Here is a 22,476-nt window from a genome sequence, read left to right on the forward strand (position 1 = left end):
TATTTGTCCTTCCTAATTATTCGCAACTTAATCTTACTTAAGCTTTTTCACCTAAAGCGAATAAACTTTCATCATTGTAAAGATAAGTTTGTAAAAAATCTACCTAATCTTAATTAGATTTCTTATTCATAACGTAAAACGTTCTTCACACCTTCAATCTTTTCCAGTTTTTTCATAATTCTGTTTAGATGGCTAATACCATCTACATATAAGGTAATGATACCTTCAAACATACCGCTGTCACTACTTACATTGATACTTTTCATATTTGTTTCCAATGACTTTGACAATACATCTGTGATATCATTAATCATTCCGACACGATCTCCGCCAATAACTTTAATAGCTCCAAGAAACTTAGTATCAATATTCTTGGCCCAATTTACCTCAACAATTCGTTCTGTCTCTGTTTTCAAAAGATGCTGTGCGTTGTTACACATTGCCCGGTGGATTTTAATATCCCCCGTTCTGCTAATAAAACCTATTACATCATCACCGGGAATAGGGTTGCAACAATTGGCATAGGAATATTTAATATTACTTAATTCACCATTAATAAATAATGATTTACCATCTCCCACCGACCGCGCGGAATCCAGGTATTTATTCTGAATTTCCTCATTCGAAAGCTGCTTGGTATCTGCTGAGTCAGTGTCTTCGATTCGGCCGGTACTCTTAAATTTCTTGACTTCTTTAAACAACTCATTTACTTCAAAAGCTCCCGATCCAATATCAAAAAACAACTCCTGGGTAGATTCATAGTTAAATCTTTTGGCAAATTTATTCAGTTCCTGATCTGAAATTTCCACACTGCCCTTTTTGGCTCTTTTCTCCCAAAGCTCCCTGCCTTCTTCAGCAACTTTACGCTGTTTTTGCTTAATATATTGACGGATACGAGACTTCGCTTTATGCGTCACCACATCATCAATCCAATCCGGATTCAGGTTAATCTTGTTACCTGTAATTATTTCAACCTGGTCTCCATTATGCAGCTTTTGCCTCAAAGGAACCATCTTTCCATTTACTTTAGCAGCCATGGCACGTTCACCAATTTCACTGTGAATTTCAAAAGCAAAATCAATAGGTGTGGCTTCTCTTGGTAATGTCTTCAACTCGCCATCAGGCGTAAATACATAGATTTCATCTTTGTATAAATTAAGTTGAAAATCCTTTACAAAATCCGTTGCGGCATCCGGGCGAGGGTTGTCTAATATATCACGTACCCAGCTCACAAATTTGTCCAGCGTCTCGGATCCTTGTTGTGCTCCTTCTTTGTACTTCCAATGAGCTGCCAGTCCTTTTTCTGCAATATCATCCATACGGCGGGTTCGAATCTGTACCTCCACCTTACGCCCCTTATTTGTAATTACCGTGGTATGCAATGATTGATAACCATTTGCTTTAGGCACTGAAATAAAATCACGAAACCGCTCCGGAATGGGTGTGTACCAATCTGTTATAATAGAATAGACTCTCCAGCAATCCTCTTTATTATGTGGATCTTCAAGAATAATCCGAATAGCAAAAAGGTCATAAATTTCTTCAAATGGTTTTTGCTGCCGTTGCATTTTCCTATAAATGGAAAAGATATGTTTTGGCCGGCCCTTGATCTCAAATTTAAATTTCATTTTGCCCAACTCATTTTTGATGGGCTCCATAAACTCATTTATAAACTCTTCCCGGTCCTCTTTCTTTTCCCGCAGCTTTCGCGCCACAAATTTAAATGAGGTGGGGTCTATGGCTTTGAAACAAAGATCTTCCAGCTCATTTTTGATTCTAAATAAACCAAAACGATGAGCAAGAGGAGCATACAGATCCATCGTTTCGGAGGCTATCTGAACCTGCTTCTCCCGTTTTAAGTGCTGAATGGTTCGCATATTGTGCAAGCGATCGGCAAATTTAATCAACACCACTCGAATATCTTCAGCCATAGTCAGCAACAGCTTCATAAAAGCTTCTGCTTGTTTACTGTCACGGCTTTTGAATACACCTGTAATCTTAGTCACGCCATCAATAATTACGGCTACCTCTTCCCCAAACCAATACCGAATATCATCCAGGTTTACATCCGTATCCTCAACAGTATCATGCAACAGCGAGGCGATCACTGAAACATCATCGATATTAATTTCGCTTGCTACAATTTTAGCCACTTCCACCGGATGATAATAATAGGGTTCACCCGAAGCTCTCTTCATATCTTCATGAGAAAGGTAACACAATTTGAAAGCTGAAGTAACCGCTTCTTCATCCACATCCGGAATATGCTCACGACATACCTCGAGCAGCAGCTTCAGATCTTCTCGCTGTGCTTTTTTTAATTTATAACCTTTAAGGTCATATTTATCTATGGAAGCAACTCTGCTCATTTAATAATTTTTTTTACTTCCTGAAAAGTACTTATTAACGTTATTTAAAGCACTTAACTTATATCTATTCGTACAAAAAAAGCGGATGTGAAGTTCACACCCGCTTTTTTCCTGCTTTTTTACACTAAAAACTTATTGATACCCCAAACATGATTCTTCCTGTTTGAGAATTTACATCTTGTAATTCCGGTTTTTCCAATTCATAACTTGAATAACGATACTCCACAAAAGGTTTTAGCATAGGGATGATGGTAACTTTGGCGCCCGCCAACATATTCCAATACAAACTGCTTTCTTCTCCACTTTCAGGAGCAGCATTGCCAGGATCATTTTGTACGTCACTTATTGCTCGTTTGTAGTCCTGGGTTCCGAGGCCTAAACCTACATAAGGTTCAAGCAAGCCAAGCGAGACACCACCAATAGCAGCTATGCCAACATCATAGTTGGTCAGGTCTTCAGAATAAGAAAAATTATTTTCGCTCACATTATTTTCTTCGCTGAAATAACTTCCATGTAATCTCAAGCCAAGGTTTACAATAGGCAGACCTTCAAAAATTCCTTTTTGAATTCGAAGACCAAATCCGTTTTTAGGATCTTCATCACGCAGTTCATAGGATGCTCCAATTTCAAATTGAGCATAAGTACTTACTGAAAATATTGCTACAATTAATAAGGGAAGGGTTATCAGACGTTTCATTGTGTCTCCATTAGGTTATATTTACTGAAAGTTACAAAACCCTTTTTGGGAATCAATAAATTGTTTGAAATCTTTATTGAAGTAGTGAAAGTTAAAGCCGTATATTTGGCGCCTACGGAAAGCCGCTGTGGTGGAATTGGTAGACACGTTGGACTTAAAATCCAATGGGTATTAAAATGCCCGTATCGGTTCGAGTCCGATCAGCGGTACGCTAAACCCTTGTAGCTCAATTGATTAATGAGTTGCAGGGGTTTTTTGTTTTCGAGATATTATGAAGCAGGTCATTCTCTGGGGTAACAGTGGGGTAACAAAATATCAAGTACCCCTAGTATTTTTGAATGCTCCATTTTGCGACTACAGCCCTTCGTAGATGTCTTTTCGATGACCAATTCGTATGACTAAGATGAGTAATTGTTCATCCTTGATTTGATACACGACTCGATAATCATTTACCCGCACTCTCCAAAGGTCTGAAGCTCCCTTTAGCTTAGTACATCCCGGAGGCCGGGCATCCTCAGTAAGTTGCTCGATGGTATCAATGATGTTGGACTTATAGGGATCAGGAATTTTTTTGAGTTCTTTTTGAGCCTTGCGCTCAATCTGTACCTTCCAACTCATTATTTGAATAGTTCTTTTTTAGCCTCTTCCCAGGGAATGAACTCACTCTCCGGGTCGGAGAGGATTCGCTTAGCTTCTGTAACGTCCTTGTGATCTTCCAGTGCTTGAATAGCTTCCAGGTCCTGGATAGGAACCACTGCAGCAACAGCCTTACCTTTTCGGGTTACTACAATTCGCTTGCCTCCAAACCCACTTTCATTAAGCAGATCGGAAAAAGACTTTCGCGCACTTGCGCTATTTACGGTTTTAACATCCATGGTTTTCTTCTTTTGTACGTGTTGTACATAATGTACCAAATAAAACGGAATTTTGATAGTAGTATTGTACCGGCGCCGGGATTGCCTGGTTAGTGAGTGCCTTCTCATCTTATTTGCATGTAAGGAAGAGCTGAATTATAATTGGCAAAATTGGCGTACTTAAAATAATCGGGGTTAATTAGCATGAAAAAGAAAACAAAAAAGGTTGATCACTTTTTGTCGGGGCTTCACGAATATGTAACGACGAACCCTCAATTCAGAAGAAATACAATCAACAAATCTGAGGTGCATATTCAAACCGAACTCAGACCGCTTCTGATCAGGTACCTGGAGAAGTATTTTAAGGATTGCGGGTATAAAGACTATGTAGGAAAGGCAAACAAGTCATTTTATTGGGAGGGTCAGGAAGGCAGGTATGGGCGCGAAAGAAGAACACTCTTCGGGTCAAGAAACTACCCCGACTTTATTATCACAGAGCCTTATTTGGTAGCCGTAGAATATAAACAAAGCCAAAACGGTTCCACGGTTAAGCAAGGCATTGGGCAATCCATTATGCACACGCTGTGCGAAGATTTTGAGTTCGTGTACCTCTTGTTCCATGATCAAAATAAAGACAAGAGAATTGAGTCATCGACAAAAAACGAAATTGAACAGGCTGTTATTGGTAAGATTTGGTCTGACTTTAATGTCGTTATAAAGTTTATATGAACATCAAACCTAAATGATGGAGTGATACAATGGAATTTTTCATAGTCTGGATAATATCTGCAGTTGGGGGACTTTTACTTGACGGGGTGCGTGGATTAGCCTGGGGTTTTTTCTTGGGCCCGATAGGATTGGTTGTTGCCGCCATTTCCAAGCCAAAGAAAGTTGAAGAATTGGAAACCAAAAGAGCAATTCAGAGAGAGGCCGAAACTAAACGATGTCCTTACTGCGATGAGTTGATCCGGGCAAAGGCCATAGTATGCAAGCACTGCAAAAAAGATTTAACAGAAGATCCCGAAACCCTGGACAAGTAACACCCAGCCGGATGCCCTACGCTTACATAACTGTGCGGCTATTATAGTAATTCCGCGCCCTTCCATTCCGGTACAAAGCCATCCTGATGTCAGCAAGGCCTTTCCTCTCCATTTCAGAACCGCGCACGGGTTCCAATAATCCAGTTATGTAAAGTACCGCTTAGCTGGATCACCGGCTTCACCTCCCCGTCACTCTCAAAATCCATCAATTTTGACAAAATTAGTTTTTTAGGCCTGTTTTGTCGTATTCAGAATAGGAAATAAATAACACCGCCCACCCCCTGTTATTTCCCACCAGGTAATCGCACCTCTTTTTTGCCTCAATTTTTACCCAAAACTTCCAAATAGGAAATATTCTGCCCAAAAATGAAGCAATTAATTCACAATAGGTAATTTATTAATTTTACTATACTTATTTGCTTTTAATTTTCAGCTTTTCTAAACTGAAAGCGGTGAAACAAAAAAAAGAAAGCAGGCCAGTTTTTCGAGGACATGACCTGCTTTCGGTAACATAACGAGGTAACAAAATGACTAATTCAGAATCTAATCACAACAAACGATTCAAGTTTGAAGCCCAGCAAATCCGGGTGGAAGAAGAAACGAAAATGAGATCGAAAGCTCTTCGATCAGTCGTCAACCAGACAAACCGAAAGCTTCAGAAAGAACGGTCCGGCAGCAACGGGCATAACTCCTCAAACCTAGCCCCAGCGTAATGAAGTCAGACAAAGTGTCCCACAAGGTAATACAATCATTAAAGCTGCAGGGCAAGTCCTACCCGGTGTACGACATGCACGGCAGTATTGTCGATGAAGTTCGTGGTACCAGGGTAAAAGGCCTTGAGCTGATTGCCGTGAAAGACTGTGAGAGGCTTGGCATTAAAAAAAGCGTGATCAAACACCTGATGAAGGAAGGTAAGCTCCGGCGCTTTCACCCGAACGGAAATGAGAAGACAGATTCACGGCCCACAACGGTCTACTTCGATATCGACGAGTTTTTAGGGTTAGCCGAGTTTTAACCCCACTGCCTAAATTTTCCACACCCTTATTAACAATTAAACCAAAACAATTATGGAAACAGAAAAACCTATCGACATCGACAAAGCCGCCAAAGCGCTCGAGACTCTTGGTGCAGAGCTAAAGAAAGCCATCAAAAAACATGGTTATGATGATGTGGCCGGAGCCTTTAGGCTGCGATACCCTTTCAAGCTTCATCATCTGGAAGAGTTCGAAATCATAGACACCATCTTTGCCATCACAAAGCCAGCTATTGATACACACCGGTTGAATCTTTCCGGCGCGATGTATCACATGAACTCAGAGGCCTTAATTGAATTAATGGAGCTCGGGGAATGTGCGAAGCATCTACAAATAGATCTGCCGAAACAAACCCTTGAAAACGACGCCCTAAGAGCCCTGATCATTGAATGTGAAGGCATTGGCGGCCATGCCAGGGTACAACTATTGGAGTGCATGAGTGAGTATGAATTTGAAATCAAAAAATTAACCCAAACACTAAATACCAGCAATCATGGATAAAATTAAACTAAACCCAGAAATCAAGAAAAAAGCAGATGAGCTATTTGAGCTCATAGAAAAAGAAGTAAATGAAAAGCATGAAGATGATGTAGCTAAAGCAATGGCCCAGGAATGGGGTGACTATCTCAAGACCTCCAAAGGCTTTGATATATTAAAATACGGTGAAGAACTAACCATTACAGAGAGCGAACGCGCCATTTATGGCCTTGAAGATAGCTTTTATCGAATGGATGATGAAACCGCCGCCCTATTGTCAGATGTCGCTCTTCAGGGTTTGAGAGTTACTGAGTATTGGAACAAAATCAGAAAGAACGAGAAGGATCCAGATGATATACACCGTATGGAATCATGGATATACATGTTGAAAGAAACCGCTCAAGAGATCGACAAAGGTATATCTACGCTTTGGAAATTCCGGGCAAAAGGCTATCGAAGGGAAGTTGAAGAGCTTAAAAAAGCTGTTTGACCCAATTCAACCCCGGCGCCGGTATGGTGTCGGGGTTTTCTTTTTCTTCAAGTATTTCTAGTAAACAAAAGGAAAATTCATTCTCAGTCCGGCCGTAACCTTCCTTAAGGTATTATAACCAAGAAATACATTCACAGATTCTGAAAGATTATATCCAACGCTCGCCCCAATTCCTGCAACAAGACTAGCTTGATCAATCATGTGGTAGCCTCCACCATTAAATCTACCATCTAAGTAATTGGTATATTCATTTAATGAACCCAAAGATATTTCACCATTGATAGTTAGTTCACTTATTACGTTATGCCCATAACCAAAGTCTAAGGTCCAAAAATACTCACCTGTACCATCAACTGTTCTTCCATAATTAGACTTTTGCTCGCTAACAAGTTTACCTCTGGTATCCGAAAACTGATAACTAAAACCTAAATGAAAAGAGTTGCTGTTTTCAAGGTAAAATAGATCAACAAACATGGATGAAGAGGTTCCAAAACCTGCCCCAACCCCAAAGCTTTGGGCTTTCACCAAATTATTTGAAGTAACGATGGCAATGCATAGAGATACCCAGAAAATAATTTTATTCATTTTGCACTCCGATTTATTTGCCTCTAAATAACTCATTTCATTCAAATATTCAATAATATTTGACATGCAAACCGGCGCCGGGTTGAGGCTATCCAATCAAATGAGACCAAGTTTACTCAAGACTAGTCAAGATAATCGATCACTAGAATGCTGTGAAGGGCCTTTATTTCTTGAGTAAATGAAGCTTTAAACCTGAGGGTCTATCCAACTGAAAAACTCTTTAACCGCTTCCCAGGCTTTCCGCTTTTTCGTCAAAACTAAGGGGGTGGGGTGTTATAAAGTTCTTCTTTCTGGGCTTTCAGTTCTTCGATCTGCTCGTTGAGTGCTTCAATCTGTTGGTTTATCCTTCTTTCCATGGATCGTATTCTGTTAAAATCCTTTCCCTCCATAAGTCCCCAAAACATTATAGAGGCTACATTTAAAACGGAAAGCACACCTTCAGCATCCATGGTTAATTGCCGAGCGCCTTCAAAATCTCCAATTACCGGGATTTTATTTTCTTTCAGAAAGATATTCTTCAGATTGTGATCGCCTTTCAAGATTCCCTGCCCCCATAAGTATGCAAACCCTTCACAAATTTGTTGATGACATTGATATTTTTCCTCGATAGTCCACTTATCCAAGTCAGCCTCTCTCATGTCTCCACATTCGCAATATTCAGTTATCAGGTAAGGTGTTTCATGTTCCAAGTCATAATCCAGGAGCTTTACTATATTGGGATGATCTAATCCTTTAAGGGTGTGTACTTCATTAAAGAATTGTCTCTCTTTCCAATCCGGCCAATCCGGGCTGCTTTTCTGGAATTTTATGAACCCCACTATATCAGGATCCTCTATATTTTGGACTATCGTATAAGGCCGCCCTTCGACATGCCTCCATCTCCCATACTTCTGTACCATCGGTCTGTGTGTTGGTTAAATGTTCTTAGTTAAAAGTTCTTCTTTTTGGCGGCGCCTTCCATTGCTCCGAAAAACAGAATTTTCAAATAAAGATATTTTCTTCTCTACGAGACTTAATCCTTGTCTCATGTCATCAATGGATTCCATTATCATTGGGCATTCAAAATCTACCAATCGAACCTCTAGTTTTTGGTTTGACAAAAATTGAACGTCGATAGGACAGATTCCTTTACTCAAACAGTGTGTTATACCTTCACAAATATTTAATATTGCATCGGTTATTTCTGAAACATTAAAATTGTGAGGTCGGTAAAGATGCATTTGTAGACTATCTTCGAAAAACTCTGTCACCAAATAAGGCTCTTCTGCTTCTAAATCGTAATCTAAGAGTGTTACAATGTTAGCATGATCGTGAACTAATTTTAATGCCAGAACCTCCTTAGCAATATTTCGTCCTATTTTTATAACCCCTTTCTGATCATCGGATGAGGCTAAATAGCACCTGTCCTCTTTCAGGGTTTCTTCAACTTTCCATTTTCCATACTGTTCTTTCATGTCTTCTCTTTAATAATTAAGGTTTACTACAAACATCGCCCATTGTTGTTTTGAGCGATATCTAAGTCTGATGATCTTTAGGTTTAATATTTAGATTCCATTATTTATTAACAGGTTTTTCTCCTTGTCCATTAAATACATTTGTTTTTCGCTCGACTTTACATAATAAAGAATTATAGGTCACTGAAATGTGGCCTCATTACCTTTAAAATGAGTTAGTCCCGGCCGTTATCCGGAATGAAAAACAGCACCCTTTCATCTCCGGGATCCCTCTCAATAACAGGGCAATTCCCAGGCTGGTAGATGATCACCTGATTAAAGCCTCGCTTTCTGTTTCTTAACTCCTGCTCAGCTTTCGCTTTCAGTGCCAAGTACTGTAAGGGGGTGTTCTCCATCTGAAATCCTCTTTAGTTGGTTGTCTGTGAGTTCGGCCATGTTTATTGATTTAATAAGCCCACTCACATCATGTTCACGCTTATTAGTAAATGCGCCGCCAACTTCTTTGGCAGCTTGTTCCAGGCATTCATTGATGCCCTTGTAATTTTTTATTCGCTCAAAGTTATCCAGATTCTCTTGCAGCTTTTTAAGCCTGTATACTTTCTGGGAAATAGGAATATCTGTTATTTCCTCAAGGAACCGGCGCCGGGTTTCATCGAATAGATCCTTCCATTTTTGAGCTAACTGATCAGAGCCCTGAAGAGATTTGGGGTTATAGTAGGTAAGCTGGGATAGACTCACCTCAACCCCAAATCTTTCTTGAACCACCTCTTGTACTTTTACAGGGGGTTCATAGCAGGCTAAGCTCATTACGATAAATGATTTATGCTTCTCGTTTAGTGTTGCCATTATTCTGGGTTTTGCTCAAGATAATTCAAGATTTTAGGCTTCCTGAAGTTGTTCGCGCTCTTTAGCTACCCGCTCAACCTCGGCTTCTCTTTCAGCAATATTATGAGCACGTATAGCCAGGTCAACAAGGTCAGCCGGTGTCTTTGCATCAATTCCATGCCCGGACCCTGATAGTGTCACTTCCCGGTAGTGATGAGGTGATAAAAATATCTCTGTCCTCGCCGCATCTGTTGATCCCGCCTTTTCATCTATCCTTTGCAGTAATTCGCGCCGGGCCTCTTCATGTTCCGGAGTATCATCCCGGAGTGAAACTGTTCGGAAACTTGGCTCAATCTTAGTAATGGTCTGTATAAACTTCTCTGCTGCCTTCTTCCACTCAACACGCTTCTTTGAAATACTCACCAGCTTATCAAACAGCTCACTATCCAACTCCTTGAGCATCATTAGAAATTCATCCTTGGCCTCCTCTGCCCTGCGAGCCAATGCGACGCATTCTCCTTCATATGAAGACATGGCTTCTTCCTTTTGAGCGGTCTCAAGCTCAATTTGCAGAGCATCCAGTTTTTCGCGCTTCTCCTCAATCACTTCTTTGATGATTTCCCTGGAAGAGGTGAGTTTCTGGATCTTTTCCTGGCCTTCATCGGAGATCAAAGCTTTGTGGTTCTTCTTTATCTCAAAAAGCTCTTGCTCCAATTTGCTGTTTCGCTCTTCCAGTTCTGAAATTTCCTTTTCAGTCCGGGTAATATTCTTTGCTATCTGTTCTGAGTTCATGATTCTTTTGGTTTTGATTGGTTATGATTTCGTTCAATAAGTTCTTGAACCTTGGCTTTGGCTTCAGGCGTGGTTTCATCCTCCTCATGATGGTCCACATCCCGGGCCTCGGCTTCTTCTAATATTCGCTTTCGTAGTTGTGCGTTTTTTTCTTCTGCAGTCATGGTTAGTTTGTTTTTGGATTAAAAAGCCTTCCCCCTGAGTTCTCTTCTAAGTTCATTTCCTATTCTGCGCGTGAGTTCGTCGATGGCCTCATCGGAAACACTTGCACCCGGACTTTCCACCTGCACACCTATGTTAAAGCTTTGATGCGGCCTGTCATCTCCACCGGCAAGGCGGGTTATGCTCACGTTTCCAGATCCGGACGAGCTGCCTTCAGGGTATACCAGGGACATCATTTCGTCCCAGTTTTCAACACGCACTGGAAGAGGGAGTTCTATGTTTAATCCTCCAATGCCGTTAGAGCCCACGCTTCCAAGGTTCATCCGGTCACCTCCCGCCATTTCTACCATCCTCCACACAGCCTCACCGATCCATTCGAGTAGTACAATCACCTCATTGGCCTGAACGTCTGTGATAGTCCGGTTGAACTGAACTGAGCGGGAAAACCCCTGCTCGGCGCCGGATTCGGTTGATGGGTCATGACTTGAAATGGTTTCCAGCCAGGATGTGAAATCGTCGTAGCTCCATCCGCTTGGAATCAGATCCTCCCAATTTTCCCATATCATCTGGATGATTGCCTCACGCTCGGCCTGAGTGGTTTCCGGGTCGTTAAGTTCCTGCATCCATTCGGCTAGTGTTTTACCGCCTACGCTCTGAGAGAGGTCAAGTCCTGCCGCCTCAACCTGCTGAATAAAAAGATCGAACGCCTCTTGGGTGCTTTTGGCCCCGAATTTGATGGCATCCTCATACACTTGCTGGGCGCCCTCTATAGATTCGCCGTACTGCCGGAACGAGTCTTCAATAAGGCTCCAAGCTTCACCAAGTCCTTCTTGCATCAGCTGGGCTACGGCCTGACTATGCGACATACCCTGATCACGGTAGTTTTGGTACATATCCTCAAACTGTCCAAATACTTCAGGGAACAACTCTGCAAGTTCTGCAAGGTTCGTGAGGAAAGTTTCTTCACCAGCGTACCCAAAAGGCTCTCCGCCCCTGTCTTTATCCCCAGTAAAAAACCCTTCAAAAAGAGTCTCACCACGTTCAATTTCCTCTTGTGTCACGTCACCACCGACTACACCCTGATCAAGGTATGCGTTTGTTTGTTTGATGACTGCGCGCCGGAGACTGTTTAATGAAACGCGAAGATCCTGCATTTCTTCCATTTGACGGAGACGCTCTTCGTTATCCTGGCTGTTTTGCCCGATGAATCCCGATAGCATAGTTACAACCCCGGCAGCAACACCAATGGCACCAATAGCCCCGGAAAGGCCGGTTCCTCCTAACCCCATAAAACCCGATCCATCCAGCTTATTGATGGCTTCAAGGTTTCTAAGTAGATCAATCGAGCCACGAAGCACATTCTTTAGGTTTTCGTCAACGTCCCCGAAGGCATCTGCGAGAGAAAGAACGCTATTTAAGGATTCGGCAATGTCCCCCAAACTGGCTTTAGCTTTGTCGCCTTCTTTTTCGGTTTTCTTGAGGTTCTTGATGAGAGCTTCAAAAACTTTCTGTTGCTCCGGCCCAAGCTTTGATTTGAACATCTCATACGTGCTCTGAAGCTGTTGCAGATACTTGGCAGTAGCCTTCTCTACTTCCTGGTTGTATTTCTCCTGGCTGATTTGATTCATAGCCAATTCATTGTCTAAACGCCGGAGAGTTGCTTCATAATTCTCAGCACCATTGATCAAAGCATCGAAATGCGTTTTCATGATAGAACCGGCGCCGATATCTAGGTTTTGCCCCAGCTGCTTCCAGGCTCTCTCGATCTTATTAAACCCAAAGGCCACTTCTCCAAATTTCCGGGCTTGCTCTTCAGCCTCTTCATTCTGTGCTTGCATGGCTGTAGTACTTTGATTTTGGAGCTCAACCAGTGATTTATTCACATTGTTAAGCTGCTCCTGCTTTCCAACAGCCATAGACATGGAGGTGATGGCATCGGCCAGAGTGTTACTCATATTTGAAAGCGCCTCAGCCTCTTCATGAAATCCCATCTCTTCCGCTTTAAGGGCTTGTTCGGATACCGCTCGAAGCTGCTCCTGCATTTCGCTAATCCTTTCGTTGTACTCGTCAATTTTAGCAGGATCAAAGGACTCATTAACAGTTTTAAAATCTTCCTGAAACGATTTCGTAACCTTATTGAACGTATCCATAAAGCCACCATCTTCTCCAAAGAAATCATTGAGAGGATTAGCAAACATCGTTCCTTTCAGGGCGCTCATGGTATCGTTTATGCGATCACTCATGCCCTTTTCGTCAATACCAACAGCTATCTCAAGCTCATCCAGCTCTTTTTTGAGTTCCTTTCGGAGTTCAATGGCTTCATTTATAGCCTGCTGCTTCTTAAGCCGGGCGACGAGCTCCTGATTCCCACCCTGAGCCTCCAGGTTCCGGATCAGGTTCTCCATGCCTGAGCTCATGGATCGATCAATGGTGCTCACTAAGTCTTCTGCAATTCCTAGCGCGTTCTCAAGCCATGTGATGAGCTGTGGCCCGAAACTTTGATTGAGCTTTGAAGAGAGAGTATCGAGGAGCGTTTGAATGTTCGCCATAGATTGGCGGGTCCTGTTCGCTGAACTTGTGGCCGTTCGCTCTAGGTCCCCAACTGCAACCCCCGCTTTCTTTGTAATCAACTCAAGGGTAGCTGTGGCTTTCTCCTGTTGGGTTAAAGCATCAGCCGCATCCTTCCCGGTATTTGCTAATGCGCGCTCCTGGACTTCGGTCTCACGAATTACAATACCAAGGCTTTTCAGTGCTTCACGCTCCCCAGTTAGAGCTGTGGTAATCGCATTGTGAGTACGCTCTATCGGTACATCGTTAAAAGATTGGAGGTCACCGGCAAGCTTCACGATATCGAAACCGAAATCAGCAGCCTCACTGCCTGTGAAATTCATTCCTTGAGCAATAGCGGTAGTTGTTGCTATCATTTCTTGTGCTTCCGTTCTACTGAGCCCCATCAGACGAGCATTCTCCTTTATGAACTCGTTAGCCTTACCAATGGAGGGTCCAAGTACCGTTTCAAACTTAGAGGCGGTCTCCTCGATTTCCTGGGATCGAATCAATGCTTTCCTGAGCGTATAGAACGCAGTAGTTGCGATACTTGCAATCCAAAGCTTTGCAGCGGTACCAATTCGTTTAAACCCGCCTTCCATTTCATTAGTGGTTCTTTTGGCATCTTGCCTCATTTCCCTGGAAGAACGGCCCCAAGCTTGCTCTGTATTCCGGGCGGTTCGTTCGGCTGTGTCTTCAACTTTGTGGAGATCCTGCCGGTACTCTCGGCTATCAATGGTTATTTTTTCTCTAATTGCCATTCGTTCAAATTTTTGTGGTTAAAAAGGTCTTTCTTCTTCAAACTTGGTTGCATGCCCGTTATACCTGGACTCTTGTAGTGTAAATTCAAAAGCGGTCTTAGGGGGTTCATAATCGTCTCGTTCCAAATACTCTTTAAAAGCATAATACTGATCACCCTTTGTCATGGGTTTATTCTTTTTCTCCTTATAGGCAGCCATTAGCTGCTGGTGGAATTTTTTCACATGCTTTTCAAATTTCTCTGGATCACTAATTGATTTCCGGAAGAATTGACAAGGCTCCAAATCCCAGGTAAAGAGCGCTGTTAGCAATTGCTCCAAATGTTCAGCCGGATATCCCTCATCGATTAAGTTCTGAAAGTGAATGGCCGCTTTATCGTCTGGCTTAGTTGGGATCTGAGGATTGGCTTCTGAAAAACATTCCCAAAAAAATGTAACAAGAGAGAGGGCCTCTTCACTCACATTTGATACCGTTGATTCTGGAGAGCTCTCTACTGGTGAGGTATTTGAAGAGTTAACTGAAGAGATAGTGTTAACCTCTTTAACCACCTTACCCTCGTCAGGTTTACCACCTTTGTTATCAGGTTTACCGCCTTCATCATGAGGTTTACCACCTTTACCGCCTACGTGGTTAATCTCCTTAACCACCTTTTCAGGGATCGATGCCGTGTATTCGTGGCGCTTCCATCCCTGGCCAGAGAAGCCATGAACTGACTTTTCGATCCACCCATCCTCTTCAGCCTGGTTCAGATACTTGATCACTGAAGGCTTGGAAAGTGAAGTGCATTCAGATAGCTTTTTGATAGACGGAAAGCAGCTCCCCCCCGCCGAATCCATAAAACAGGAAAGTGTTAAGAGCACATGTCGATAAGTAGGGTTTGCAGGGGCATAGTGAATAATGTATGCTCTCCAGTCCCAGACTTTAGGAGCCGTTTTCATTTAACCTCCTTTGCGTGCTTTTTGCCGTCTGAGAAAGCTTTAAAAGCCCCTCTTTATCAGTCCCGATTTGCAGGATAATCCAGTCATCATGGTTGCCCCGGATATGCCGAAGAAAGTTCGTTTTTAAAGCATCGTATAACTTATTAACCGAGTAGGTGTTACGCTTCGCTGAGTACTCCAGAGCATAAACTGAGTCCTGATCTTCAATTATCTTTTTTGGATCGAAAGTCATACTCTGCACCCCCGATTTGGGAATAGTGATGATTGAGTTTGTGGAGGGAAATCTTCTTCTCGGGCTGAGTAGTATTTCGCTTTATGGCCGGTCACAGAGCAGTTGTCTTCTTTGACTACTGTAACCTTGCCCTGGTCTTCGAGCTTACTTAGGTAGCGAGTACAATTACATCTCAGAACGCCTGTCCGGACGGATAACATCATGCTGGTGGCCGGTTCTTGCTTGAGTTCATCGAGTACTTTCTGGATTTGGATTCTTTTCTTGGAGTTTTTCATCGCCTTGAGATTTTCTTTTAGAAGTGCAATTCTCAAGAGGAACTGTTAGATTACAGTCGCCTTGAGCTCGCCGGATGTCGCCGGCGGGTTTTTTTATGCTGCAACTTCTTCAGGTTCAAGCTCTTCTTGTTCTCCATGAGCCTTTTCCTCTAGGAACTCCCGGATATCTGAGGCCAGCCAACCGGCAGCCCTGTCACTTATCTTAAATCGAGTGGGAAGCTCTCCTCTCTTTTCCATTCTGTGGAGAGTGGTTCTGGATACACCGAGTAGTTCGGTTAACTCATTAGGACGTATAATTTGAAGGTCATTCATGGCTTATGATTTTTTCTTAACGTTTCACTAAGCCAATCTATGTCACTGCAACTGTTTGTTCATCCTACACGGATGGGAATATTGTAGGATTTATCTAGGATTATTTTAATTAGGTTGTTTTCGTGTGCGCTCTATTATGAAATAGAATTAACCAATTCTTTTTTAGCATCATTATAAGCATCAGTCCATCTATAAAATGCAGACCTGTTCAGGTCTGGCGTTTCATCAATGATTAAATCAAAAATTGCGGCCGTACTCCTGCCGGGCTTGTATAGCACATACTTTTCCAGAGCCTCTTTACAAATCTCCCGATTCCGAACTTTTTCAACAACTATTTTAATTGCCATTCTGTCAACTTTAGTAATGGCCTCTCCGAACAACTCCATTTTATTTTTTTCTTCATCACTTAAATCATTCCAATATGTTAATTCATTAGGGTAGGAGGAGCATATTATTGATCTAGAAATAGATGACAAGGCATCTGAGTTGGTTTTTAAAAGAAAAAATTTCTCCATAATGCCAATCATCCTAAAAAAAACATTGACCCACTTTTTTGGAATACCCTGATATCCACCAACCACCCTTACCAGGCTTTCATCCTTTGCTTTTATCTCCTGAAAAAATTTTAGAAATTCATCATTATTCAACTCTTGGAGAGGGATTAAAAAGACTAGCAAGTTTATAGATTCCAAAATCTCATCTATAATTTTTTTTACTGATTCAATGCTTTTTTCTTCCCCGTTTTTAAAAGAATCCCCCTTTAGATGAAAGCTCCCCAGATCAATCTTTTCTATAATTTCATTAAGCGGTTGCTCCAATTTTTCCTGCAATTCATCAATTTCGTCACCCAAAGCAAGCGCCTCAGATTTAACGCCTTGTTTTATCGTTTGTAGGCGTGATAATGCCGTTATTTTATCCTCTGATTTATTATAAAAAGCCACATAATTATCATGGATCTGACTAATCTTTTTTCTGACTTCTGATTTTTTAATGCTGAATGTATTGCTAACTAACTTTTTTAAATCCATATCAACCAATTTTGAATACCTTGGCTTTTTTGCCAGTTATTATTCTTTCGAGTTCGTTACTCCATTTTTGAAGAGCTTCCCGCTTCTCATCCAGATAATCGTAATCAATGTACCTGGATGTAACGATGTATTCTTTAGCCATGCCTTTATGGTTTAGCACCTTCCCGATGTGCATGAAGTCGATCTTCAGCCGCTGCATATTAGTTGCCACAATATGACGGAGATCATGAAGCCGGAAATCATCCAGTTCGGCCACTTCTTCAACCCGATCCATTACCTCCCTGAAATAGGATAGCGGCTGCCCGTCTTTCTTTGGAGAGTTAAATACAAATTCCTTTTCTCCGGTGAGCTGGTGTAAGTTCTCAAGTACCTCAATGGCTTTAGTAGAGAGAGGTACCACATGTACCCTATCCCCTTTCGTTTCTGCTTTGGGAATTATCCACAACGCATTTTCAGTATCGATATTAGCCCATTTCATCCGAGAGGTTTCCCCAAGCCGTTGGCCTGTGATCAGCAGCAGCTTCAAAAGGCTTTGTGTTGGCTCTCTCTCTTGCTCCATAGCCTGCCAGAGATTACGAATATCCTCAGGGTAGTAGTTTGTATTTCGAGTATCTTCTTCTCCAAATTTAGAAAGTCGCTTAAGGGGATGGTTATCTGTGAACTCTTCCTCAAATGCAAAGGAGTACATCTTAGAGAAAATGGCTTGTATTCGATTGGCATTGTAAGGCTGCTTTTCAGCTATCTTTTTCAGGAATCGTTTCACATCACCCCTGGTGACTTCATCCACGGAATACCGGCTAAATTTGTCCCTGATTTTTTTCAATCGGGATTTGTAGGATGATTGAGTGCTCTCTTTCAGCTCACGTTCTATGTACTCCTTCTCGAACAGGTCAGCCAGTTCCCCGATAGTTTTGGGAGCCTCTTTGTTTTTAAGGCGCTGCTTGTCCCCTTGAGGATCTTCTCCTTTGTTTACCTGTACGCGTAACTCATCAGCCCGGTCCCGGGCATCTGCCAATGAAACAGACGGGTAGCTCCCAATAGTGAAGCGTTTGATCTTTCCACCGAATCGGTACCGGTAGAAAAAAGATTTATATCCAGAAGGGTTTACCCTTAAAGCCAGTCCTGATTTTGAGGTATCGAATATCTCAATACGCCTTGGAGAGGTTACGCTTTTGACATACGAATCAGTTAAGCTCTTTTCCATGATCTGCTCTCATTATTTGTTACCCCAGGAATCTCTGGGGTAACAGTGGGGTAACAAAATACCGTTTAATTATGATTCATCCTGAAACATAATCTAACATTTTAGGCATTGATTAGCAATAACTTAGCGGACATTTTCGAACATTAAGATTCATTAAGAAACACACCTGTATTTGGACTTAAAATCCAATGGGTATTAAAATGCCCGTATCGGTTCGAGTCCGATCAGCGGTACAAAAAGCCTCGTAAAACATTGTTTTTGCGAGGCTTTTTTTGTTTTGATCTCATCAAAATCCGGATTTTTCAGAAATTACATTTCCAATTTTTAGTGGTTAAACCCCAATATTCGCTTTTGAACGGTTTGCATAACTCATTTTCATCTTTTATATACCCTAAATTTTTATTGTTATATAATTTCGTTTAATATCAATTCATGTTATTATTAAGGTATTATGCTTTTACGCAATCGAATTAACGGGACATAATGGATAAAAACCAGAAAAAAACGGTAATGATCGTCGAGGACGATTTAATACTGAATCTTCTGTACGAGAGTTACTTAGAAAAATTGGGATATGACGCTGAAGGGGAACTTGTTTATGGTAAAACAGCCATAGAGGTCGCTCAAAAAATCAATCCCGATCTTATTCTAATGGACATCTCTTTGGAAGGTGAAATTGATGGGATCACTGCCATGAACGAGATTCGAAAATTCTCAGATGTACCAGTGATCTATATTACAGGAAATTCTGATCCTCATCACGTACAACGAGCTAAAGAAACAGGTTATCTCGACTATCTGGTCAAACCCATTGAATTTAATGACCTTAAAGAATCTATAGAACGAAATTTTAAGAAAATTAATAAGTAGGTTTATAGGGTTATAAAATCTTATCTAAGTTCCTCTCTCATCTCACGCCATTATAATATAAAGGCTTAATATGGTCTTTCGCAGTTGTGTATTACTATAAATATTGGCTAAAGGTTTTTTTCTTGATTATAATTTTACCAAATTTGAGTTTAATCATGCAGTCTTAATGCTATATTACAGGGTTAATATCTATAAATAATATTGATATGAAAGTATTAAGGAACAGAGCTTTTCGTTGGGTATTGTTGATGAGCGGGCTTGTGGCTATAATTGCACTCGCCGGAATGAATGTGCTCTCATTATATGATCTGCGCGATCGAATGGTGGAAGGAGAGGAAGAACGTCGAATTGATCAGATGGATGAGATAAATGATACCATTCGGAATCAAATTATTGACCCATTAAGAGGTTTAGGTAAAATTGAACTTGAACCTATTGAATCATCGATTCAGCAAACAGGCCAGTTTCCTGATAATATGCAGGAAATACTTATAAAAGCTTCCCAAAGCCCTTTCTTTACCGGTATTTACTTTACTCCGGAAAATACTAACCCCTGCGATGAGAATACTTCGATATATGTATATAATCCCGAACAAAATCAAATCAACCCCACGGATGATTACCCCGGATTAGTTTGTGACGGCGTCGGATTAGCTCGTACCAAAACCAGGATTCAGCTCAATGACTTTAATTACCGCTGGAATAATAATTTTGAATTTGACACACATCGCAGCTTAAACCTGGGTCTTATCAATATCGCCGAACACAGAATGATTGGTGTCCTTACGCTTACCTTAAATGAAAATTATATTATTAACGAGGTTATTCCTCCTTATTTAACCAGTTATTTTGGAAGCAGCAGTGATGAAACTGGAATTGTTGTATGGGTGCGTGATTGGGTAACTGATGAAATTCTTGCAAGCAATGACCCTTCAGTTCCCTTCAACCAAGATTTAGTAGACCACAGAATGAGGTTTTCCGGATCGGGATTCTTTGATAATTGGTTCTTAAATATTGCTTTCCTCGATTCTCCTGTTGCAAGTGCTTATAACTCTACACTGGTTAAAAACCTGGTGGTTTTAGGAGTAGCCATGTTGTTCCTGATGGGGGCCCTGATATTCATGTTTGCAACGGCACAGCGGGAACGACACCTTGCCCAAAGACAAGCCAACTTTTTGGCAAATGTAACTCATGAGTTGAAAACCCCACTTGCTGTTATGCAGGCGGCCGGAGAAAATATATCTGACGGAAGGGTAACCGATCCCAAACGTCTTAAACAGTATGGAGAACACATTTATAATGAATCCATCCGGTTGCGCGGCATGATTGAAAAGTTACTGGATGTAGCCCGAGTTGATTCCGGGAAAGACATGGTTAAAGCTGCCCCCTATCGCCTTCATGATCTTTTAAGTAATTACTTGTCAGAAAACAGAGAATACATCGAGAAGAAAGGATTTGAAGTAAAATTCAAATCACATGATGAAACCGCACTCACAATGATTGACATTGATAATTTTGAAACAATTGTGAACAATCTTACTGAAAATGCTATAAAATATAGCACAGATGAAAAATGTATTGAATATCAGATTTCATCAAACAGTGATGATGTCTTCTTTAGTATCACCGACCATGGAATTGGAATTCCAAAAAGAGATCAAAAAAATATCTTCAATAAATTCTACCGCGTTGAAGATTCTGATTCTAAGAGTACCAAAGTTAAAGGACATGGATTAGGACTCAGCATCGTTAAAAATATGGTAGAAATGAATGGTGGAAATATTATAATTAAAAGTAGCCCGGGGAAGGGTACAACATTTATTGTAAGATTTCCTAAATTGATGAGAGAAGAGGTTTCGGCTGAACAGGTACAATCAACTGCTACGGACTCCTCATCACCAGAAAAAATAAATGAGCAAACAAAATATGTCGGATAAACGGATGAAAGTACTTGTTGTAGAAGATGAGCCAAGCCTGATTTTTACACTGCGAGACACACTGGAAAGCGAAGGCTACGATGTTGTTGTGAGTGAAGAGGGTACACAAGCCGTATCGATGGTAAAAGAACACAAACCGGACATAATGATTTTAGATATTATGCTTCCCGGCAAAAGCGGTTATGATATTTTGGAAGAAATCAGGAAAGAGAAGTTTACTTTTCCGGTAATCATGCTTACAGCTAAAGATCAAGAGCCTGACAAAGTGAAAGGGCTTAATCTGGGAGCTGACGATTATTTAACAAAGCCTTTTGGAGTTAAGGAATTATTGGCACGCATCGAAGCTCGTTTACGGCGAGCAGGTACATATTCCACTTCCGGTGAAGTTGACATTTTACAACTTGGAGATGTTAAAATTGATCTGATGGAATCTGTTGTTAACCGTCCTGATGGGAACGAAATTGAGCTTACATCAAGAGAAGTCGAACTAATACGATATTTACTAAAAAGTGCCAACGAACCTGTTTCAAGGGATGAACTTTTAGAAAAAGTTTGGCGCTATGAATTCAGTACCAACACCCGAACGGTAGATGTGCATATTTCAAAATTGCGAGCAAAAATTGAAGTTCATCCTGACGATCCCCGCTATCTAATTACTTTACACGGTGTTGGATACATGCTACGCAGTAACTGATTTAACCCATATATATCATCACAAAACTTACACACAATCCGGCTGATATAGTTAGCTGTTTATTGTCAACTGATCCATTTCTTTCTGTCGGGCAGATTCCACAAACTTGACAAAGTTTTCAATCTGAGATTCCAGCAGTTTTTGCTTGAAAGAATCCCGAAGCCCTTCTCCATCAATAAATTCATCTTTGACATTTGGAATAAATACTCGCTCCGGAAACTGGAGCGCATTCCGATAATTGGCAATCATCTGAAACTGCTCAACGGATCGCAAACCTCCAAATACTCCGTTTGCTTCCCCAATAAATGCCATAGGCATTTTCTCAAAAGCCTCGGGAAAGGGCAGATAATCTATAAACACCTTTAAAATTCCCGGAAAACTTCCATTGTATTCCGGTATCACAAAAATTAGTCCGTCCGCATTAATAATTGGCTCTCTGAATTTTTCAATAGCAGGTAGCTTTTTTCCATACCTGCCTCCTATTACTTCTTCAAGAGGAAAATCTTCCAAGCTGATGACCTCAACATCAACTCCTTTTTCTCGATAAAGCGATTCCACATACCCTGAAACTCTCAATGCGTTTGAGTTAGGACGATCAGTACTGCTAATTATTTTTAAGTTCATTTATATCTGATATAAATTTATTCTCTTTATGCTCATGAAAATACCATTTAGATGATAAAATCATTCCGTGATTTACCTAAAAACTTATCCAATATAAAATTGTAAGCGATTTTCTATTTGTCATGATACTAATAATGTTTTTTAAAATTTATTCCTAAATTATTTCTTATTTTTAATTATAATACTATATATTTTAAGGTATGATTATATAATGTGGAAAAAGTCTTCAATTTAAGATTTTTTATTCCATCTGATATCCTTCAGAGAGTTCGGTTGG

Annotated in this window: 27 protein-coding genes and 1 tRNA gene; 10 read left to right on the top strand and 18 right to left on the bottom strand. The window is 41.0% G+C overall.

Annotated features, from left to right (window positions below; translation table 11 throughout):
• Positions 1–122: 122 nt before the first annotated feature.
• Both HUJ22_RS08735 and HUJ22_RS08740 read right to left on the bottom strand, forming a co-directional pair.
• On the bottom strand, positions 123–2,369 hold the full coding sequence (locus HUJ22_RS08735; protein WP_290876289.1) for a bifunctional (p)ppGpp synthetase/guanosine-3',5'-bis(diphosphate) 3'-pyrophosphohydrolase: 2,247 nt from the start codon (positions 2,367–2,369) through the stop codon (positions 123–125).
• Positions 2,370–2,493: 124 nt separating this feature from the next.
• Positions 2,494–3,066 (bottom strand): outer membrane beta-barrel protein, encoded by a 573-nt coding sequence (locus tag HUJ22_RS08740; protein WP_290876291.1) that lies wholly within the window; start codon positions 3,064–3,066, stop codon positions 2,494–2,496.
• A 121-nt stretch (positions 3,067–3,187) separates the two neighbouring features.
• Between HUJ22_RS08740 and HUJ22_RS08745 the strand changes: the two genes are divergently transcribed.
• A tRNA-Leu gene (locus HUJ22_RS08745) sits at positions 3,188–3,275 on the top strand.
• A 145-nt stretch (positions 3,276–3,420) separates the two neighbouring features.
• Here HUJ22_RS08745 and HUJ22_RS08750 read toward each other — a convergent pair.
• Positions 3,421–3,684: a type II toxin-antitoxin system RelE/ParE family toxin gene (locus HUJ22_RS08750; RefSeq protein WP_290876293.1), complete on the bottom strand. Its 264-nt coding sequence runs from the start codon at positions 3,682–3,684 to the stop codon at positions 3,421–3,423.
• Complete coding sequence (locus tag HUJ22_RS08755; protein ID WP_290876295.1) at positions 3,684–4,049, bottom strand: type II toxin-antitoxin system Phd/YefM family antitoxin; 366 nt, start codon at positions 4,047–4,049, stop codon at positions 3,684–3,686. The genes HUJ22_RS08750 and HUJ22_RS08755 overlap by 1 nt, the downstream gene beginning before the upstream one ends.
• Before the next feature lie 75 nt (positions 4,050–4,124).
• On the opposite strand from HUJ22_RS08755, the gene HUJ22_RS08760 reads away from it, so the two are divergent.
• The 6 genes from HUJ22_RS08760 (at position 4,125) to HUJ22_RS08785 (ending at position 6,961) form a co-directional block, all read left to right on the top strand.
• Positions 4,125–4,649 (top strand): hypothetical protein, encoded by a 525-nt coding sequence (locus tag HUJ22_RS08760; protein WP_290876297.1) that lies wholly within the window; start codon positions 4,125–4,127, stop codon positions 4,647–4,649.
• A gap of 29 nt (positions 4,650–4,678) precedes the next feature.
• The gene (locus tag HUJ22_RS08765) at positions 4,679–4,960 is read left to right on the top strand and encodes a zinc ribbon domain-containing protein (RefSeq protein ID WP_290876299.1); all 282 of its coding nucleotides are present in this window, start codon (positions 4,679–4,681) and stop codon (positions 4,958–4,960) included.
• Positions 4,961–5,487: 527 nt separating this feature from the next.
• Positions 5,488–5,673, top strand: a complete 186-nt coding sequence (locus HUJ22_RS08770) for a hypothetical protein (RefSeq protein ID WP_290876301.1) — start codon at positions 5,488–5,490, stop codon at positions 5,671–5,673.
• Positions 5,673–5,975 carry a hypothetical protein gene (locus HUJ22_RS08775; protein ID WP_290876303.1) on the top strand — a complete coding sequence of 101 codons (303 nt, stop codon included), beginning with the start codon at positions 5,673–5,675 and terminating at the stop codon, positions 5,973–5,975. The genes HUJ22_RS08770 and HUJ22_RS08775 overlap by 1 nt, the downstream gene beginning before the upstream one ends.
• Positions 5,976–6,027: 52 nt before the next feature.
• Positions 6,028–6,495 (top strand): hypothetical protein, encoded by a 468-nt coding sequence (locus HUJ22_RS08780; RefSeq protein WP_290876304.1) that lies wholly within the window; start codon positions 6,028–6,030, stop codon positions 6,493–6,495.
• Positions 6,488–6,961: a hypothetical protein gene (locus HUJ22_RS08785; RefSeq protein WP_290876306.1), complete on the top strand. Its 474-nt coding sequence runs from the start codon at positions 6,488–6,490 to the stop codon at positions 6,959–6,961. Before HUJ22_RS08780 ends, HUJ22_RS08785 begins: the two co-directional genes overlap by 8 nt.
• 57 nt (positions 6,962–7,018) lie before the next feature.
• Here the strand turns inward: HUJ22_RS08785 and HUJ22_RS08790 are convergent, their stop codons facing one another.
• From HUJ22_RS08790 to HUJ22_RS08850, 13 genes are all read right to left on the bottom strand, one after another.
• On the bottom strand, positions 7,019–7,612 hold the full coding sequence (locus HUJ22_RS08790; RefSeq protein ID WP_290876308.1) for a hypothetical protein: 594 nt from the start codon (positions 7,610–7,612) through the stop codon (positions 7,019–7,021).
• Between the two features lie 191 nt (positions 7,613–7,803).
• The gene (locus HUJ22_RS08795) at positions 7,804–8,445 is read right to left on the bottom strand and encodes a protein kinase (RefSeq protein ID WP_290876310.1); all 642 of its coding nucleotides are present in this window, start codon (positions 8,443–8,445) and stop codon (positions 7,804–7,806) included.
• 15 nt (positions 8,446–8,460) lie between these two features.
• A complete protein-coding gene (locus tag HUJ22_RS08800; RefSeq protein WP_290876312.1) occupies positions 8,461–9,000 on the bottom strand; it encodes a protein kinase in 540 nt (179 codons plus the stop codon).
• Between the two features lie 348 nt (positions 9,001–9,348).
• Positions 9,349–9,846 carry a DUF2280 domain-containing protein gene (locus tag HUJ22_RS08805; RefSeq protein ID WP_290876314.1) on the bottom strand — a complete coding sequence of 166 codons (498 nt, stop codon included), beginning with the start codon at positions 9,844–9,846 and terminating at the stop codon, positions 9,349–9,351.
• Positions 9,847–9,879: 33 nt separating this feature from the next.
• Complete coding sequence (locus HUJ22_RS08810) at positions 9,880–10,617, bottom strand: hypothetical protein (protein ID WP_290876316.1); 738 nt, start codon at positions 10,615–10,617, stop codon at positions 9,880–9,882.
• Positions 10,614–10,781 carry a hypothetical protein gene (locus HUJ22_RS08815; RefSeq protein ID WP_290876318.1) on the bottom strand — a complete coding sequence of 56 codons (168 nt, stop codon included), beginning with the start codon at positions 10,779–10,781 and terminating at the stop codon, positions 10,614–10,616. Before HUJ22_RS08815 ends, HUJ22_RS08810 begins: the two co-directional genes overlap by 4 nt.
• Positions 10,782–10,799: 18 nt before the next feature.
• Complete coding sequence (locus HUJ22_RS08820) at positions 10,800–14,087, bottom strand: hypothetical protein (protein ID WP_290876320.1); 3,288 nt, start codon at positions 14,085–14,087, stop codon at positions 10,800–10,802.
• Between the two features lie 18 nt (positions 14,088–14,105).
• Positions 14,106–15,023 (bottom strand): helix-turn-helix domain-containing protein, encoded by a 918-nt coding sequence (locus HUJ22_RS08825; protein WP_290876322.1) that lies wholly within the window; start codon positions 15,021–15,023, stop codon positions 14,106–14,108.
• Positions 15,007–15,255, bottom strand: coding sequence for a hypothetical protein (locus HUJ22_RS08830; RefSeq protein WP_290876324.1), 249 nt, complete (start codon positions 15,253–15,255; stop codon positions 15,007–15,009). The genes HUJ22_RS08825 and HUJ22_RS08830 overlap by 17 nt, the downstream gene beginning before the upstream one ends.
• A complete protein-coding gene (locus HUJ22_RS08835) occupies positions 15,252–15,566 on the bottom strand; it encodes a hypothetical protein (RefSeq protein WP_290876326.1) in 315 nt (104 codons plus the stop codon). The genes HUJ22_RS08830 and HUJ22_RS08835 overlap by 4 nt, the downstream gene beginning before the upstream one ends.
• Positions 15,567–15,623: 57 nt before the next feature.
• Positions 15,624–15,842 (bottom strand): AlpA family phage regulatory protein, encoded by a 219-nt coding sequence (locus HUJ22_RS08840; RefSeq protein ID WP_290876328.1) that lies wholly within the window; start codon positions 15,840–15,842, stop codon positions 15,624–15,626.
• 134 nt (positions 15,843–15,976) lie between these two features.
• Positions 15,977–16,870: a hypothetical protein gene (locus tag HUJ22_RS08845; protein ID WP_290876330.1), complete on the bottom strand. Its 894-nt coding sequence runs from the start codon at positions 16,868–16,870 to the stop codon at positions 15,977–15,979.
• A gap of 1 nt (position 16,871) precedes the next feature.
• A complete protein-coding gene (locus HUJ22_RS08850) occupies positions 16,872–18,074 on the bottom strand; it encodes a site-specific integrase (protein WP_290876332.1) in 1,203 nt (400 codons plus the stop codon).
• A gap of 483 nt (positions 18,075–18,557) precedes the next feature.
• On the opposite strand from HUJ22_RS08850, the gene HUJ22_RS08855 reads away from it, so the two are divergent.
• From HUJ22_RS08855 to HUJ22_RS08865, 3 genes are all read left to right on the top strand, one after another.
• On the top strand, positions 18,558–18,944 hold the full coding sequence (locus tag HUJ22_RS08855) for a response regulator (protein WP_290876334.1): 387 nt from the start codon (positions 18,558–18,560) through the stop codon (positions 18,942–18,944).
• Positions 18,945–19,150: 206 nt separating this feature from the next.
• The gene (locus HUJ22_RS08860; protein ID WP_290876336.1) at positions 19,151–20,881 is read left to right on the top strand and encodes a HAMP domain-containing sensor histidine kinase; all 1,731 of its coding nucleotides are present in this window, start codon (positions 19,151–19,153) and stop codon (positions 20,879–20,881) included.
• Complete coding sequence (locus HUJ22_RS08865; protein ID WP_290876338.1) at positions 20,856–21,575, top strand: response regulator transcription factor; 720 nt, start codon at positions 20,856–20,858, stop codon at positions 21,573–21,575. Before HUJ22_RS08860 ends, HUJ22_RS08865 begins: the two co-directional genes overlap by 26 nt.
• A 51-nt stretch (positions 21,576–21,626) precedes the next feature.
• Here HUJ22_RS08865 and HUJ22_RS08870 read toward each other — a convergent pair whose 3' ends face one another.
• Positions 21,627–22,199 carry an NAD(P)H-dependent oxidoreductase gene (locus HUJ22_RS08870; protein WP_290876340.1) on the bottom strand — a complete coding sequence of 191 codons (573 nt, stop codon included), beginning with the start codon at positions 22,197–22,199 and terminating at the stop codon, positions 21,627–21,629.
• Positions 22,200–22,476: the final 277 nt, after the last annotated feature.

It is taken from the genome of Gracilimonas sp. (assembly GCF_014762685.1).
Lineage (GTDB): Bacteria > Bacteroidota > Rhodothermia > Balneolales > Balneolaceae > Gracilimonas.